Annotated in this window: 9 protein-coding genes; 4 read left to right on the top strand and 5 right to left on the bottom strand. The window is 69.8% G+C overall.

From position 1 onward, the window contains the following. From EJK15_RS59385 to EJK15_RS59365, 5 genes are all read right to left on the bottom strand, one after another. Positions 1–3,944, bottom strand: a 3,944-nt coding sequence (locus EJK15_RS59385; RefSeq protein ID WP_138719215.1) for a non-ribosomal peptide synthetase, incomplete at its 3' end; no start/stop codon positions are given. A gap of 18 nt (positions 3,945–3,962) precedes the next feature. Next, the gene (locus EJK15_RS59380; protein ID WP_138719214.1) at positions 3,963–7,577 is read right to left on the bottom strand and encodes a non-ribosomal peptide synthetase; all 3,615 of its coding nucleotides are present in this window, start codon (positions 7,575–7,577) and stop codon (positions 3,963–3,965) included. Next, positions 7,570–10,449 (bottom strand): amino acid adenylation domain-containing protein, encoded by a 2,880-nt coding sequence (locus tag EJK15_RS59375; protein WP_206061915.1) that lies wholly within the window; start codon positions 10,447–10,449, stop codon positions 7,570–7,572. Before EJK15_RS59375 ends, EJK15_RS59380 begins: the two co-directional genes overlap by 8 nt. Before the next feature lie 47 nt (positions 10,450–10,496). Beyond that, positions 10,497–11,327 carry an SDR family oxidoreductase gene (locus EJK15_RS59370; RefSeq protein WP_138719213.1) on the bottom strand — a complete coding sequence of 277 codons (831 nt, stop codon included), beginning with the start codon at positions 11,325–11,327 and terminating at the stop codon, positions 10,497–10,499. Further along, positions 11,324–12,037: a thioesterase II family protein gene (locus EJK15_RS59365; RefSeq protein WP_138719212.1), complete on the bottom strand. Its 714-nt coding sequence runs from the start codon at positions 12,035–12,037 to the stop codon at positions 11,324–11,326. Before EJK15_RS59365 ends, EJK15_RS59370 begins: the two co-directional genes overlap by 4 nt. Positions 12,038–12,781: 744 nt before the next feature. Here EJK15_RS59365 and EJK15_RS59360 point away from each other — a divergent pair. The 4 genes from EJK15_RS59360 (at position 12,782) to EJK15_RS59345 (ending at position 15,818) form a co-directional block, all read left to right on the top strand. Next, complete coding sequence (locus EJK15_RS59360; RefSeq protein ID WP_138719211.1) at positions 12,782–14,020, top strand: hypothetical protein; 1,239 nt, start codon at positions 12,782–12,784, stop codon at positions 14,018–14,020. A 40-nt stretch (positions 14,021–14,060) separates the two neighbouring features. Continuing rightward, entirely contained in the window at positions 14,061–14,366 is a 306-nt protein-coding gene (locus EJK15_RS71985; protein ID WP_171075212.1) for a hypothetical protein, read from the top strand. A 44-nt stretch (positions 14,367–14,410) separates the two neighbouring features. Continuing rightward, positions 14,411–14,806 (top strand): YbaB/EbfC family nucleoid-associated protein, encoded by a 396-nt coding sequence (locus EJK15_RS59355; RefSeq protein WP_206061913.1) that lies wholly within the window; start codon positions 14,411–14,413, stop codon positions 14,804–14,806. A 559-nt stretch (positions 14,807–15,365) separates the two neighbouring features. Continuing rightward, positions 15,366–15,818, top strand: coding sequence for a hypothetical protein (locus EJK15_RS59345; protein WP_138719209.1), 453 nt, complete (start codon positions 15,366–15,368; stop codon positions 15,816–15,818). Positions 15,819–16,212 lie beyond the last annotated feature (394 nt).

Genomic DNA, 16,212 nt, shown 5'->3' with positions numbered 1-16,212 from the left:
GGGTCGGGAAGGAGCCCGGCCACCGCTGCCGGGAGCGCTTCGGCCTGCTCGGCCGTGGCCAGTGCCGCGCTCTCCTCGGCGGGCAGCAGGTCGGCGAGATGATGCGGGGCGTCGGGATCGGCGGTCATCGCCTCGAACGCGGCCGTGTAGTACGCACCCATCCTGGCCACCTGCCAGGGCTCGAACAGGTGGGCGTGGTAGTGCAGGCTCAGCCGTACCTCGTCGGTGACGAAGTGCCTGGAGAACTCGGCACGCAGCACGAACTCCGTCTCCGAGTTCGCCCGTACGTCGAGCAGCGCGAAACCCTCGCGTGCCTCGAGCTGCTTGAGCAGGTAGAAATGGGTGAAGTTGAAAGCGGTCTCGAACAGCGGGTCCTGAATTCCCAGGTCCCGCTTCATCTGCGCCATCGGATAACGCCGCGCCGGCAGCAACTCGACCTCGGATCGGTAGACCCGGCGCACCAGGTCCGCCCATGAGCCTTCCTCGACACGGGCGCGGAAGGGCACCGTGTTGAGGAACAGCCCGATCGCTTCGGTGGCGCCGTGGGTCTCCGGCCGGCCGCTGTGCTCGTAACCGGTCACGACATCGCGCTCGCCGGCGATCAGCGAGAGCACCTTGAGATGCGCGGCCAGCGCGACGTTCTTGACCGGCACGGCCAGCGTGTCAGCCAGCGCCACGATCCGGTCGGACAGCCCGCGCGGGAACTCCACCTCGTGGAACACCACGGGAAAGACGTCCGGCTCGGCCGAGTCCCTGGTCCTCGGCAGCTCGGTGAAGGCGCCTCCGGCCAGCAGCCGGCCCCAGTACGAGCGGTGCTCCTCGGCATCCAGCGAGCGGCGCTCCAGCGCGATGTAGTCGCGCACATGATTGTCCGGCAGGGCGCCGGGCAGCGGGAGGCCTTCCACGAGCCGGTGGTAGATGTCGAACAACGTGGTGTGCACCAGCGTGATGCTCCAGCCGTCGAGCGCCGAGTTGTGCTGGCTGAGCGTGTAGCGGAACAGGTCGTCACCGAGCACGTGCACGTGCAGCCGGACCAGGCCGGGCTCCGCCCAGGCGAAGCGGTGGGACTTCTCCCGCTCGACCCACGCCCGGTACCAGGCGTCCTGCTCCTGTTCGGTCCTACCGCGCAGGTCGGCGACGAAGAGCGGAGCCGGCGCATCCTGGTGGACGAACTGCAGGTACTCGCTGTAGCCCGTGAGGTGGTAGCTGGTGCGGAAGATAGGGTTCCGCGCGACGAGAATCCGCACCGCCTGCTCGAACCGCTCGGCGTCGAACGCGCTCTGAATCGTGTAGCTGATGATGTCGTGATATTCGACGGTGGAGTGCGACAGCTCGCTCTGGAAGACCAGACCGGCCTGGAGCTGGGTCATCGGGTAGGCGTCCACCACCCCGTCCGGGATCTTCGCCCGGTCTTCCGGGCTCAGCAGCTCGAACGGCTCCGGCACGCGGGTCTCCGCGCCACCCGCCGCGTCGGCCGTCACCGCCGCGAGCCGGGCGATCGTCGGATTCTCGAAGAGCTGCTCGAAGGTGAAGTCCAGGCCGTGAGCGCGGCTCTGGGCCAGCACGGCGACGAAACGGATCGAGTCGCCGCCGAGCGCGAAGAAGTTGTCGTGCACGCCTATCCGCTCGCGGCCGAGCACCTCGCCCCAGATGCGGGCCAGGTGCGCCTCCCGCGGCGTCCGCGGGGCGGTGTATTCGGCCACCTCACCGGGCTCGGGCAGCGCTCGCCGATCCAGCTTGCCGTTCGGCGTCAGCGGCCAGCGCTCCAGCGTGACCAGCCGGGCGGGCACCATGTATTCCGGAAGCGCCCGCCTGAGATGGCTTTTGAGCTCGTCCTCCGGGATCGGCTCGGGCGCCAGCACATAGCCGCGGAGCCCGCAGTCCTTCGCGCGAGCCACGACCACGGCGTCCCGCACGCCGGCGTGCTGCCGCAGGCACTCCTCGATCTCGCCCGGCTCGATCCGGTGGCCGCGCACCTTGACTTGGTGATCCATCCGGCCCAGGAACTCGATGGCGCCATCGGGCAGCCGGCGGGCCAGGTCCCCCGTGCGGTAGACGCGCTCCTCGCCGGCGTGCGGGGCGGCGGCGAACCGCTTGGCGGTCAGCTCCGGGCGCCCGAGATACCCCCGGGCCAGTTGGACGCCGGCGATACACAGCTCCCCGGGGACGCCGACCGGTTGGGGGCGCAGGCCGGCGTCGAGCACGTGGACGCGGGTGTTGTCGATCGGCCGCCCGATCGGCACCCGGCTCTCGTCGCCCCGGCACGCGTAGTGGGTGACGTCCACGGTGGCTTCGGTCGGCCCGTACAGGTTCACCAGGCGCGTGGCCGGGACCACCTCGTGGAAGCGCCGGGCATGCTGCGGGGTCAACGCCTCGCCGCTGGCGAACACCTGCCGTAGCGTGGCCGTCCCGTCCTGCCTGCCCGCTCCGGGCAGGAAATCGAGGAATGCGCCGAGCATGGACGGAACGAAGTGCATCGTGGTGACGCCGTGCCGCCGGATGGCGGCGACCAGCGCTTCCGGGTCCCGCTCCGCGCCCGGCTCGGGCAGGCACACCGCCGCGCCCGCCAGCATCCCCCAGAACAGCTCCCACACCGAGACGTCGAAGGACGTGGGTGTCTTCTGCATGATGACGTCGACGGTGGTGATCGGGTACGCCTTCTGCATCCAGCCGATGCGATTGACCGCCGAGCGGTGCTCGATCTGGACGCCCTTGGGCGCGCCGGTCGAACCCGATGTGTAGATGACGTAGGCCAGATCGCGAGCGGTTCCCTCGACGGGCGGGGGGATCGACTGCGGCGCGTACGCGGCCTCCTCCGTCAGGTCGAGGACCGCCGCCTCCGTGCCCGCCAGGCCGGCGAGGTGGGGCTGGGTGAGGACCAGCCGCGCGGCGCTGTCGCGCAGCACGTATGCGATGCGATCGCGGGGGTTCCCCGGGTCGATCGGCAGGTACGCGGCGCCCGCCCGCAGCACGGCGTAGATGGCCACGAACATCTCCGGCGACCGCTCCGCCAGCACCGCCACGAGGTCGTCGCGGCCCACGCCGCGACCGCGCAACGTGTGCGCCAGGCGGTTGACCCTGGCGTTCAGCTCGGCGTACGTGAGGCGGAAGCCGTCGCCCACCACGGCGACGGCGTCCGGGGTCGCGGCGGCCCGCCGGCCGAGCAACTCGTCGAGCCGCACCGTGTCGTCGAAAGCGACGTCCGTGGCGTTCACCGCGGCGCTCAGCGCACGGTCCGCGTCGGAGCACAGGTCGAGCGCGCTCAGCGCCGTGTCGAGATGGACGGTGGCCTGATCGAGCAGCGACGCGCAGTGGGCGAGGAGCCGCCGGGCGGTGTCCGTCGTGTGACTCTCGATCTGGTGCAGCAGCCGCAGGGCCAGGCCGTTCGCCTCGCGGACGAAGGTGAAGACGAGCGGGTAATCCGGCCGGTCAGCGCTGTCGTCCACAGGACCGACGAGCACGTCGGCGAGCGGGCCGTCGCCGGCGAGCAGCTCGATCGGGTAGTCCTGATGCTCGACCGCGGCCCGCAACCGGGTCGCGACCTCGCCGAGCAGGTCGCGCAGCGTGCTGTCGCGGCTGATCGGCAGCCGGAGCGGCAGCGTGGACGCCAGCGGCGGGAGCCCAGCGGCGACCGGGATGGCGGGAGTGGCCAGCACGACTTCCTCGCCGCCCGTGTAGCGCTGGAGCAGCGCGCCGACCGCGGCGATCAGCAAGGAGCGCAGGGCGGTGTCCTGACCTCGGGCCAGCTTCAGCAGCCGATCCGTCAGGGCGGGATCGAGGTCGAGCGCGGCGGCGGCGTGCGGGCCGCGGCAGGGCGCGCTGTGGTCGGTGGGGAAGCCGGCGCGGTCGGGCAGCGCCGCCAGCTCCGCGCGCCAGTACGCGCCCTCGCGGGGACGCTGCGCGGCCGCGACCTTGAGCCCGCCCAGGGTCTCGATGGATTGCATGGTGCTCTCCCAGCCGGATCAGAGGTCGAAGTCGAGCGCGAGTTCGGACAGGTCGTACGGAGTCGCGGCCACCCGCCCGAGTTCACCCAGCGGCGTGCCGGGTTCGGCGAGCACGGCGTCCAGCAGGGCCAGCAGCTCATCGCGGAACAGCTCCACCGTGGGCCGCAGGAAAAGGCTCGTGGCATAGGCCCACCGGGCGGCATAGCCGCCGGGCCGAGCTCCGGCGACCTCGATCTGCAGGTCGAGGTCGAAGATCGTGCGCCGGGTGGCGTCCGGCCGCCAGCGAGGCCGGCCCCCCAGGAAGTCCACGTGGTGGAGTCCGGTGTCCTGCACCGCGAAGAAAGTGTCGAAGAGGGGATTCCTGCTGAGGTCATGCTGCTCGTGCTGCGCCACGAGGGCGTCGAAAGCGTGGTCCTGGTGGTCGAGGGCGGCGGTGGCATGCTCGGCCGCCGCCCGCAGGTACGCGCGGAACGGCAGCTCGGCCTCCGGCCGTGTGCGCAGGCAGAGCGTGTTCACGAACATCCCCTGCGCCCGGTCCACGCCTGGCAGGTGCCGTCCCGACGCCGCTGTTCCGACCGTCACGTCGTCGCTGCCGCTCACCTGCCCGAGGAAGGCGGTGTAGGCGGCCAGCAGCACGTGGAAGGGCGTCACCCCCTCGGCACTGGCCAGCTCCGCGATCGCGTCACTGCGTCGCGCGCCGAACTCGAAGTGCAGGTGAGCGCCCTCGGTCCGGCGCACCGCCGGCCTCGGCAGGTCGGTGGGCAGGTCGAGGGGCCGGACCGGCCGGGCGAACGTCTCGGCCCAGTAGGGCCGCTGGGCCTCGGACAGCTTCTGCTTCTCCGGTCCGTTCGCCCACTGCGCGAAGTCCCGGTAACGCAGCTCCACCTCGGGCAGCCGATCGCCCCTGATCAGTGCGGCCCATTCGGACATCAGCAGGGTCAGGGCGTGACCGTCGGTGAGGAGGTGGTGGATGTCCAGGACCAGCCGCGTTCCCGTGTCATGCCGTACCAGGGCCACCCGCCACAGGGGCGCCAGGGCGAGGTCGAACGGGCGGATCCAGCGCTCCGCCCACGCGTCGGGGTCCGCGCCGCGCGGCAGGTCCACCTCATCGAGCGTGACGGCAAGCCGTTCGTGGACGCGCAGGTGCGGCCGGCCGTCGCCGTCAACGGCGATGTCGGTACGGAGGATCTCGTGCCGGTCGGCGAGCGCGGCCGACGCGGCGCGTAGCGGACCAGGGTCCACCGGCGCGGGGAGATCGACGAAGATCGGCACGTTGTATTGGGTGCCGGCAGGATCCTTGAGCTGCTCGACGTAGATCCCCCTCTGCTGGGGCGACAGCGGGGTTCGCTCGGCGGCCTTGCCGGGACGCGGCCCGGCAAGGCGGCGACCCGTACGATCGGCCATGCGGATGGTCCGGGCCAGTGCGGAGATCGTCCGGGCGGACAGCACGGCCGACACCGGGCAGTCGATGCCGAAGCGGCGCCGGACCAGGGCGGCCAGCCGGGTCGCGGTCAGCGAGCTGCCGCCGAGCTGGTCGAGCGCGTCGTCGACGCCGATCCCGCGCACACCGAGCACGTTCTCCCACAGCTCGACCAGGACGCGCTCCACCTCGTCCCGCGCCGCCCGCCCGCCGCCGCGTCGTGCCGTGTCGGGAAGGGCGGTCCGGTCCACCTTGCCGTTGGCGGTCAGCGGCAGCGCGGGCAGCACCACGATGTGCGCCGGCACCATGTGCGGCGGCAGCACGCGCTCGATCTCCGCACGTACGCGCTCCGCTTGGAGGCCCTCTTTGCCGGTGACGTAGGCGCACAGGTGGCTGTCGAAGGTGTCACTCCGTTCCACGACCACCGCGCCGCTTACTCCGGTCGCGTTCAGCAGCGCCGTCTCGACCTCGCCCGGCTCGACACGGAAACCGCGCACTTTGACCTGGTGGTCCGTCCGGCCGAGAAAGTCGATCGATCCGTCGGGCAGACGGCGGGCCCGGTCGCCCGTCCGGTAGAGCAGCCGTCCCGGCCATAGGGGGTGGGGGACGAAGGCGCGCCTGGTCAGCTCGGGGCGCCCGTGGTAGCCGGGGGCCATCCCGTCGCCGCCCACGTACAGGTCACCCGGGACGCCGATCGGCAGCGGGCGGCGGTCCTGGTTGAGCACATAGGCGCTGGCATTGGGCACGGGGCGGCCGATGGGCACCCGTGCGCCGATCGGCTCGGCGACGACGTGGACGGTGGAGATGACCGCGTTCTCGGTCGGTCCGTAGGCGTTCACCAGCCGCAGGCCCGGGTTGGCGCGCAGCACGGACCTCGCGTGCTTGGGCGAGACCACGTCACCTCCGACGAGCAGGTCGCGCAGCGGCCTGAACAAGGTCGGGTCCTGGTCGGCGAGCCGGCCGAACAGCGCGGAGGTGAACAGCGCCGTGGTGATGCGCCGGTCGGTCAGGGCCTTCCTCAACTCCTCGGCGTCGAGGAAGGTTTCCCGGTCGAGCAGGTGCAGGGTGCCGCCGTTGAGCAGCGCGCCCCACATCTCCCAGACGGAGGCGTCGAAACCGGTCGCCCCGATCTGCGCCATCCTGGTGCTGGGGTCCAGGCGTGCGTAGTCCACACCGCGCACCAGGCGGACGATGCCGCGGTGCGGGATCGCGACGCCCTTGGGCCGCCCGGTGGTTCCCGAGGTGTACATCAGGTACGCGGGCGCGGACGTGTCACTGAGAGCCGGGTCTTCGGGCTCCGGCTCGGCCGACCAGTCCAGGGCGTCCATCGCGATGATCCGTGCCCGGGCCCCAGACCGCTTCGGGGCGATCAGCAGGCTCGCGCCGCTGTCCGCGAGGAGGAGGGAGACGCGCCCCGGCGGGGTAGAGGGATCGATCGGCAGGTAGCAGCCGCCCGCCTTGAGCACGGCCAGCGCCGCGACGACCAGGTCGGGGACGCGCGGCAGGAGCAGCGCGACGGGGTCGCCGGAGGCCAGGCCGGCGTGCCGTACCGACTGGGCCAGCAACGTGCTGCGGCGGTGCAGGTCCGCGTAGGTGAGAGTGGTGTCACCGTGCACCACGGCCGGATGGCCGGGCGCTTGCTCTGCCTGTTCGGCGAAGAGCCGCTCGACCCTGATGTCTCCCGGGTAGTCGCCGGCGGTGTCGTTCCAGCGGTCGAGCTCGGCACGCTCCGCGGGCGACAGCGGGTCCAGGTCGCGGATCGCGGTGTCCGCGGGCGTGGCCAGCGCGGCGGCCAGGTGGTCCGCGTGGCGGGCGGCCAGGTCCGCGTTCCTGCCGGGGCCGGGCCGCAGCCGGACTCCGTTCCCGTCCAGGACGAGAGCGAGCGCTCCCGGCGGGACCGGATCCCCGTGGACCAGGACGGGCATGGGGCCGAGACCAGGGTCGTACGGGCCGGCGGCGCCGAGCGCCCGCGTCACCGAGGTCACCAGCTCGGCGAGCGTCGCGCCGGGGTCGATCGCGAACCGAACCAACTCATCCGCGCCCCCACGCACGACACGGAAGGCGAGATCCCGCCGGCCGGTGTGGTGGTAGAGGAGCGCACCCCACGCCGCCAGGACTTCCGGCGCCCGCACGCCAGGCGGGCCCGCGACGGGGAACGGCCCCGGGTCGTCAGGGCCGGAAAGCCACTCGAGCGGTCCCCCGGTCTCACTCATGGCCGAGCACCCGCGCGAGACCGCTCACCGTCGGATGGAGATACAGCTCGCGCATCGGCGGCGTGGGCAGGCCCCGTTCCCGGATGGCCGCCGCCAGCCGCATCGCGAGCAGCGAGTTGCCGCCCAGCTCGAAGAAGTTGTCGTCGGCGCCGACCGGCACGCCGAGCACCGACTCCCAGACCGCGGCCAGCGTTTCCGCGACATCACCTGAGGGGGCCCGCACGGACGCCGGAGGCGCGGGCGCGGGCTCGGGCAATGCGCTGACGTCCAGCTTGCCGTTCGCGGTGAGCGGCAACGCGGGCAGCGGCGTGATCGTGGCGGGCAGCATGTGCTCGGGCAGCACCCTGGCGGCCCGCCGCCGCACCGCAGTGGCGTCGCCGTAGGCCAGCACCACGTACGCGTCGATGCGCGTTCCCTCCAGGTCGCCGGCCCGCGGCAGCACGGCGGCCGCCGCGACCGAGGCGTCCTCAAGCAGGACGCGGCGGATCTCGTCCAGCTCGACGCGGAAGCCGCGAACCTTGACCTGGGTGTCGAGCCGTCCCAGGTGCTCCAGCCGGCCGTCGGGCCGCAGGCGTCCCCGGTCGCCGGAGCGGTACATGCGACCTCCGCCGAACGGGTCCGGGAGGAAGCGCTGCGCCGTCAGCTCGGGGCGGCCGAGGTATTCCAGGGCGACTCCCGCGCCGCCGACATAGATCTCGCCGGGAACGCCACAGGGCACCGGCCGGCCCCGCTCGTCCAGGACGTACACGTGCCAACCGGGCAGCGGGCACCCCACCGACCTGGACCCCGCCATGGCCTCCCGGCGCGTCACGGTCTGCGCGGTCACGTGGACGGTGGTCTCGGTGATGCCGTACATGTTGACGACGCGACAGCGATCCTCCGGGTATCGGTCGAGCCAGTCCCGCAGCGGGCGGGCATCGAGCGGCTCGCCGCCGAGCACGACCAGCCGGACCGCGAGCCGCTCGGGCCTGCGCCGATCGGCCTCCATGAGCTGGGTGAACGCCGACGGAGTCTGGTTGAGCACGGTGACCTGCTCGCGCGCCAGCAACTCGAGAAACTCGTCCGGCGACCGGGAGACCCAGTAGGGGACCATCACCAGCCGGGCGCCGGTGAGCAGCGCTCCCCAGATCTCCCAGACCGAGAAGTCGAAAGCGCTGGAGTGGAAGATCGTCCAGGTGTCGCCGGGGCCGAGCCCGAAGTCGTCCCTGGTGGCGGAGAGCAAGGCGACGACGTTGCGATGCGGCACCAGCACGCCCTTCGGGCGCCCGGTCGAGCCGGAGGTATAGATGACGTACGCGGCGTCGTCCGGGCCGGGTGATCCGCCGGCCTCGCCGTCGGAGGCCGCCGTGCCTGCTTCGCCGTCGTAGGCCGCGAGTCGCTCGGGCGTGACGATGCTCAGCTGATCGTCGGCGGGGAAGCCCTCGCCGGCGACGGCGACGACGAGCCCGGCATCCTGCGCCATGAACGCCAGCCGGTCGGCCGGGTAGCCGGGATCCATCGGCACGTACACCGCACCGGCTTTGAGCACGGCGAGCATGGTGACCACCAGGTCGAGCGAGCGCTCCAGGCAGAGGCCCACCCGTTGGCCCGTCCGCACCCCCAGCCCGCGCAGGGCCGCTGCCATGCGCTGGGCGCGCTCGTCCAGTTCGGCGTAGGTCAGCGAGCGGTCCTCGCAGGTGAGCGCGACGTCCCCGGGCTGCTCCGCGACCCGGGCGGCGAACACCTCGTCGATCCGCTCCGGCCGCCGCTCCAGCGACCGGCTGGGGCTGCCGAGGTCGATCGTCCAGCGGCGCTCGGGTTCGTCCAGCAGATCCAAGTCTGCGGGGACCAGATCGTCGGCCGCGTCGATCAACTGCTCGTACACGCGGGCGACGTGCCGGGCGAATCGCCGCGCGGAGTCCTCGTCCACGTCTTCGAACCGGTGGTGTACGTCGAGCCGGAGACCGCCGCCGGCGGCGCGCGCGGGCACGATGGTGAGGGGGAACGGGGCGGCCTGGCACGGGAGGTAGGTCCCGCCTTCGCCGCCGAGATGGTCCAGCTCATCGGTGAGAAGTCCGGCCAGCACCCGGCCGCCGGGCTCGGCCAGGTCATGTTGCCGGCCGCCGCACCGTCCGACCTCGCCGCAAAGGGTCCTGGCGCTCTCGGCCACCAGCTCGCCCATGGTCCTCTGACCGGACAGGTCCAGCGCCAGCAGCATCCCGGCGTCGAAGGCTCCCAGTGCTTCCGCCGGCCGTTCCGGGACGACGGCCAGCGCGCCGAGCACCGGATCACGCCGGTCCTCGTACCGTCCCACGACCAGCCCGGCCGCCACCGCCGCCTTGGCGGGCGCCTGCGCCGATGCACGTATCGCCACGGTCACCACGCCCGTACGGTCACCCGCGGTGGCGTCACCGGTGCCCCACTCGACGGATTCCGAACAGCTCGCCTCACGCCGCCTCGCGATCATCCCGGCATCGCGGCCCGCCTCCTCGGAGCGGAACCTGTCGTACGGGGATCGACCCGTGAGAACCTGGGCGACCGAACGCAACGACACCGCGTCGAGCCTTCCCCGGTGCGCGACGAGCACGAGATCGGCCGGCCCGTCCGCGTATTCCAGCAGTACGGCTCGCAGCCGAGCTCCCCTTCCGGACATGGGGCGGAACAGCTCGGACTCGAGCCGCCGACGCGCCGCCGGGGAGTCGCTCGCAGTGGGAACGCGCTCTGTCCACAACCGGGTGGACTCGCCCCACCAGGCACGAGACGCCTCATCGAAAAGCCGGGCCGTCCGCGCGGCGTCGGCCCCGCCGGGAAGCCGTACCCGCCAGGCGTGGCAGTGCGCGGACGGTGAGCAGGTGGCAGCGAACAGCCGCGAGACGTTGGCAGCTTGATGCACGGAGCGATCTCCAGGGATGTGAGGGGCGGCAGGTCAGGTAGCGGCCGTCACCGGGTTGTGAAGCCTCCGTCGACCGTGAGCACGCTGCCCGTGACCTGCCGGGACTCGTCCGAGGCCAGCCACACGCCAGCGGAGGCGACGGCGTCCGGCTCGATGAGCGCGTTCATCGGCTGGGACAGGAGGAATGCCTCCTCATGCGCGCCGACCGGCACGTCGAGCGAGCGCGCGATCTCCGCCAGCATGCGGCCCTCGACCTGCGCGTCATCGCGAACCGAGCCAGGGCAAAGCGCGTTGACTCTGACCTGGCGCGGGGCGTAGTCCAGCGCCGCCGCCTTGGTCAAGCCGATGAGACCGTGTTTGGCGGCGACGTATCCTGCGAAATGCCGGTACCCCACCAGTCCTGCGGTGGACGCGATGTTGACGATACTGCCCGAGCGCTGCTCGACCATGAGCTTGCCCACCGCCCGAATGGCACGCCAGGCGCCGGAGAGATCGACGTCGAGCATCAGCTGCCATTCGTTCTCGTCGATCTCGTGCGCCATCTTGCCGGACGGCGCGGCGATGCCCGCGTTGTTGACGAGGACGTCGACGCGTCCGAAACGCTCGACCGCCATGGACACCGCGTCCTCCACCTCGAGCAGGTCCCGTACATCCGCCTCTTGGACCAGCGCGGAGACGCCGGAATCGCGGCAGAGCTCCGCGGTGTGTTCGAGCTGGCTGCGAGAACCCAGCGGATAGGGCACCCCCGGCAGATCCCGCGCGACGTCGATCAGCACCAGGTCGGCTCCTTCACGCGCGAACGCCTGAGCGCTGGCGCGTCCCAGACCGCGGGCCGCACCGGTGATGATCGCCGTCTTCCCGGCCAGGCGCGCCGTCACCGTCCTTCCCGCCGGGCGAACTCGGTCCCGATCAGCCTCAGCAGGGTCGCGGGATCGTCGGCGAGGTACATGTGACCGCCGTCGAGTTCGGCGGTGGCGAATCCGGCGGTGGTGGCCCGCTCCCACTGAGCGATGTGCGATCTGTCCACCAGTTCGTCCCCGCGTCCCCTGAGCGCGGTGACCGGTATGGACAGCGGCTTGTCGGCGGCCGGCTGGTAATTCTCATGCATTTCGACATCCGCCCGGATCGCGGGCAGCAACAACGACCGCATTTCCGGGTCTTCGAGAGCCGGATGCGAGTAACCGGAGAAATCGCGGACCCGAGCCAGGAACTCCTCGTCATTCAGGCCGCTGGCCCGGCTCTCCCGCCCGTTCCACGGCCCGGGGGAACCGCTCACGAACAGCCGGGCCAACCGTACCCCGGTCACGCCACCAAGGCGGTGCGCCAGCTCGTACGCGAGCACCGCGCCGAGGCTGTGCCCGAAAAGAGCCACCCGGGGACCGCTGCCGATCCGCGCCAGCGCCTGGGCGCATGCCTCTTCCGCGGCGCGTGCGGCGTCGGTGTGCGGGGGGTCGGCAAAGCGTTCCTCGCGGCCGGGTAACTGCACTGGCAGGATGCTCAGTTCCTCGGGGGCGTATCGCTGCCACCCTTTGAAGAAGGACGCGCCGGAACCGGCGAAAGGCAGGCAAACAAGGTACGTGCGTTCCATGGAGCGGGATTTCTCCGTTCGATCGTCCAGAGGCGGAATCCCGGCCAGGGGAATGTCACCGGTTGGGTGAGTCTCTCCCCGAGCCGATTACCGTACTGACCCCAGCCGGGCACTGAGGGTAACAATCCCGGCCGGATCGCTAGCCTCTATCCCCTCCTCGTTCATCCATGGTCGACAGGCTGGGCCGGGCCCGGGCAGTGCGGCGGGCACTGCCCGTGCGGCAGCGTCACGCGCCGCATACGCCGCGAACAACGGCCAAAGCTATGTAGTTTCGGACATGGGGTCAAGATCTGTTGAGAGATTGGTGGAGATCTCCGGCAACGGTCTGGTGCCGTCCGCATTGTGCGGCGAGACTGCCCTGCGGCGCGGCCGATGAGCCACAGCATCCGTTTGAGCAGCCATGATGCGATGCGATCGCGCCTCGACCGATTCCCGCCCCAAGTCGTCCGATCGGCTCCGTCGCGCTCCCGGTGAGGGCGCACGCCTGGCTCGTATGACCCTAATCCGGCGTTACGGGTAGCCGTTCGTCAATTCATTGTGTCAGAATCTGAGACAGCCGTTGATCATCTCACACACTCGCAGGGTCTCTCAGGGCTGCCAATGCTGAGCGGGAGCAGCCTGGGTGCCGGCGCTCGGTCTCCAGTGCTCCGCCTGTCAACGTTCGATCGAGCCTTGGTGTCCAACCCCGGGCGGGGAGCCTGCGACGTCACATGTTTGAGGGGGGACATGCCTGGTCCAGCACCCGTGCCCAACAATGGGGTCATCGACCTGCCGAATCCGCTCGGATTGGTCCCTGACCAGCTTGTGGACCTCTTCAGGACGGTCAAGAACGCCTTTCTGGCCTTGGGCAGCGACGAGGACGAGCGCCAGCTGCACATAATGAGCCTGGCGAACAAGCAGTTGGCCGCTGACCTGCAAACTGTGGGCACGGATCACATCGACCCAGCCGTCAAGCGAGGCAGAAACCAGTGGACCGGCCGGGCCGCGGAGACCTACGACTTCAAGGTCGAAAAGTACCTCTCCCCAGCGCAACGCGCCGACCTCATCGCGAACCTGGGTAATGTCGCCAATGGGCTGGTCATAGCGCAGCAGGTGAGTCACCAGACCAAGAACGCGTTCAGGGAGTTGCTGATATCCCTTGCCCAAGGGGCGGCGATCTGCGTGGGTCTCTCCATGATGACAGCCGCCGTGGGCCGGCTCAGCGCCTTGCAACTGGCACAGCGACTCACCCTCCAGGGCGCGTCCACGGCGGCGATGATCTGGAATCGACTGCTCCTCGTGATGGTGCGACTGGCAAGCCTCATGGCGAAAGCCATGAACCAGATCACGAAGATCAAGGGCCTGCGGTGGCTCAAGCGGGAGAATTTCGCCCTCGTGGCCGGGAAGGACCTGTCGTTCGGGAAGGCGACCCTGCAGGGCATGCGGAGCTTCGGCAAGATGTTCGCCATCAACTACGCCGGCCAATACACGTCCGTCGGCCTGGGGAACGTGTTGATCAAAGGGGAGAACTTCTTCTCGCCGTTCGGTCTCAAGGACGCGCAGATTGTCAAAACCTCGGCGTTTTCCGCGGGCTTCCCCTGGGGCTCCGTCGGTTGGGCCAACCTGAAAAACAGCCTCGGCTGGAAGGCGTACTTCGTCCCAGGATTCCTCGCCGGAGGGGGCTCCACCGCGTACAACGACATCATCGAAGGCAAGTCGCTGGGGCAGACGGCATTCGACGTCGCAAAGATGGGAACCATCAACGGAGCCTGGGGTGCCTTTTCGGGTTGGGGCGCCGGCGCGATGAATCTGCAGAGTAACGCCGCCCAGCAGGCGGTCAGTTCTTTTGGCGCCCTCATCCCCGCCACCCCGGTCCGTGCCGCCCCGCAGCCCTGGGGGGTGCCGTACGCCCCGAGCCCTGAGATGCCGCAGGTCAACGGGACCGCGGGCGTGCTGCCAGGTCTGAACTCCCCGCTGGACTCCGGCCTGGATCAAGACAAGTAATAGCACCGCTACGACGTTTATCGATGCACGGGAGGATGCGATGGGAAGAGAGATGGATGGGTTCTCCTACAGCTCGGGAAAGCTGCGATCCGGCGGGCAGGAGGTCGCCGGATCGTCGGACCTGTTGCAGAAGCCACGGACAGAGTTCGAGGCGAACGCCGCGCAGACGGATTCCTGCTTCGGCCTGGTGCCAAAGGATTCGGACGAACTGGCCCGGAATTATCGGGAGTTCTACGACAGCGTCTGTGAATGGGTCCATGCGTATGCGGGCAACGTGCTGAACGCGGGACTGAAGCTGGAGCAGACCAGGATCAATTACGACGCCGTCGACCGGCCGGGCAAATGAGAACGCACCCCACCGGACCCGAGTACAACCCTCTGGACGACCTGATGCGGATCATTGAACAGGCGGAGCAGGACCACCGCCGCCTCCAGGTCGCGCAGAGGGAGATCGAGACGATCAGCGGTGTAGGCGCAGGAGCAGCCGGCAAGATCCAGGTCCGCGCCGATGCCGACGGACGGATCACCCAGATCAAGCTCGACCCGCGCGTCATGAAGCTGAGCAGCCGGGATCTGGCTGAGGAGGTCATGCTCGCGATGCAGCGCGCGCAGGAGGACAGCGCCATGCGACGCGAACGCGTGCTCCGCGACACCGCCGGCGAGCTGCCGGACACCCCGGCGCAGTCGCTGGAGCAGTTCGACAGGACCATGCATACCTTCAACCGCGCCATGGACGAACACGAGTCCCGCCTCGACCAGATCTTCCGCGAGATGGACGGCCGTTAAGCGATGACCGTCCGGGTAGCTCATCGCTGCGCTGATCGTGGCGGGGCTTTCGCTGCTCAACCCCTACTTGAGGAGCTGCCTGGCCATCACCATGCGCTGGATCTGGTTGGTGCCCTCGTAGATCTGGGTGATCTCCGACCCACAATGCGATCACCTGCGATGACCACTCGATCACGCGGCTGAGCAGCGGCTACGCCTGCGGATGTCTCGCATCACTTCTCACTGGTTCCGGCGCTCCGACGGAACAGCCACGGAACAAGCAGAGCATGGATGTGGTCTTCGTCATTCTTGGCGAGCGCCTGATTGCAAACGGGAGCCAGGTACCACCTGAAGCCCGCGTTACCCAGTTCAGAGAGCAGTCCCCGAGTGGCAGGGTGTGATCGTGTAAGACCTCGTTGCTGTGCTTCTCTGCTGCACAGCGCTGAGCACACGGCAGGACCCGGCAACTGATCCGTAACATGGTCAGCGGGGTGGCGCATTGCCTGCTGCGCTCCCATGTGAATCGTGATCAATGCGTGTGCATCGCGAGACCGTCGGATCAGACGCTTGCGGTGTGGATATGGGCAACGCGAGTGTCTCACCCGCCGCCGAAGGGCGGCTTGCCGAGCGGGTGGTCGCCGCCGGGCTCGCCGGCATCATCCTGCCCTTCGTTCAGTTCGGTTGGCTGCTGCTCGTAGCCGCCCTGTCCGACGACTCGCGCTGCGGCCACTTCGGCTGTCTCGGTCAGCTGGCCGACGCGTGGACGGTGGGGAACTGGGCGGCGGTCGTGCTCGCCTGGCCACTGCTGCACCTCCTCCGGGTGCGCCCGGCGTGGCCCGTCGCCGTTCTGGCGCCCTTCTTCCTGGTGCCAATCTGGGAGCTCACCGACGTGCCGGTCGGCGTGGTCGCCGGATTGTTCGGCTACCCACTGGCCGCCCTGGTGAGCGCTCCCCGCCTGTCGTGGCGGGTGCGCAGCCTGGTTCTGGCCCTCTTCCTTCTGGTCTGCGCCTTCCTCGCGCTTTCTTCCGGATAATCTGGCCCGGGCAGCCCCCGGGTCGGCCTTACCCGTAGGCCAGGATCAGGAGAGTCCGGCCTCTGATCCGTAGCCAGGTCAAAAGCGTCCATGCTTGTACATCAGCAGCCGAAGGCCCTGCTTGCGGCGCGATCCTGTAAACGGAAAGCCCACAGTCGTCCAGGGCAGTCCAAGGTCGTTGTTAGCAGATGCGTTAGCAAGTTCGCGGCATGAGACGTTAGTGCCAGAACGTGATAGCGCAGGACGGCGGCGCGTGCGCGTGATCCACTAGTACGGCAGTCACCATTCGTGAGCTGAGCTGTGGGTTTATGTCGTAGTCAGGCGGGTGCGTTTGTGGAACCAGCGGGCCCGAGCCTGATGTCGGCGTCGCCAGATTGACCAGTGGGCGGTGTGC

It is taken from the genome of Nonomuraea basaltis, from assembly GCF_005893125.1.
GTDB lineage: Bacteria > Actinomycetota > Actinomycetes > Streptosporangiales > Streptosporangiaceae > Nonomuraea > Nonomuraea basaltis.
Note: the sequence above shows the minus strand (reverse complement) of the source record. Positions and strands in the feature narration are given on the sequence as shown.

Excerpts from the sequence above, each read along its gene's own strand:
- EJK15_RS59380 (WP_138719214.1), bottom strand. The coding sequence starts at position 7,577 with ATGAGTGAGACCGGGGGACCGCTCGAGTGGCTTTCCGGCCCTGACGAC.
- EJK15_RS59365 (WP_138719212.1), bottom strand. The coding sequence starts at position 12,037 with ATGGAACGCACGTACCTTGTTTGCCTGCCTTTCGCCGGTTCCGGCGCG.
- EJK15_RS71985 (WP_171075212.1), top strand. The coding sequence starts at position 14,061 with ATGGGAAGAGAGATGGATGGGTTCTCCTACAGCTCGGGAAAGCTGCGA.
- EJK15_RS59355 (WP_206061913.1), top strand. The coding sequence starts at position 14,411 with ATGCGGATCATTGAACAGGCGGAGCAGGACCACCGCCGCCTCCAGGTC.
- EJK15_RS59345 (WP_138719209.1), top strand. The coding sequence starts at position 15,366 with ATGGGCAACGCGAGTGTCTCACCCGCCGCCGAAGGGCGGCTTGCCGAG.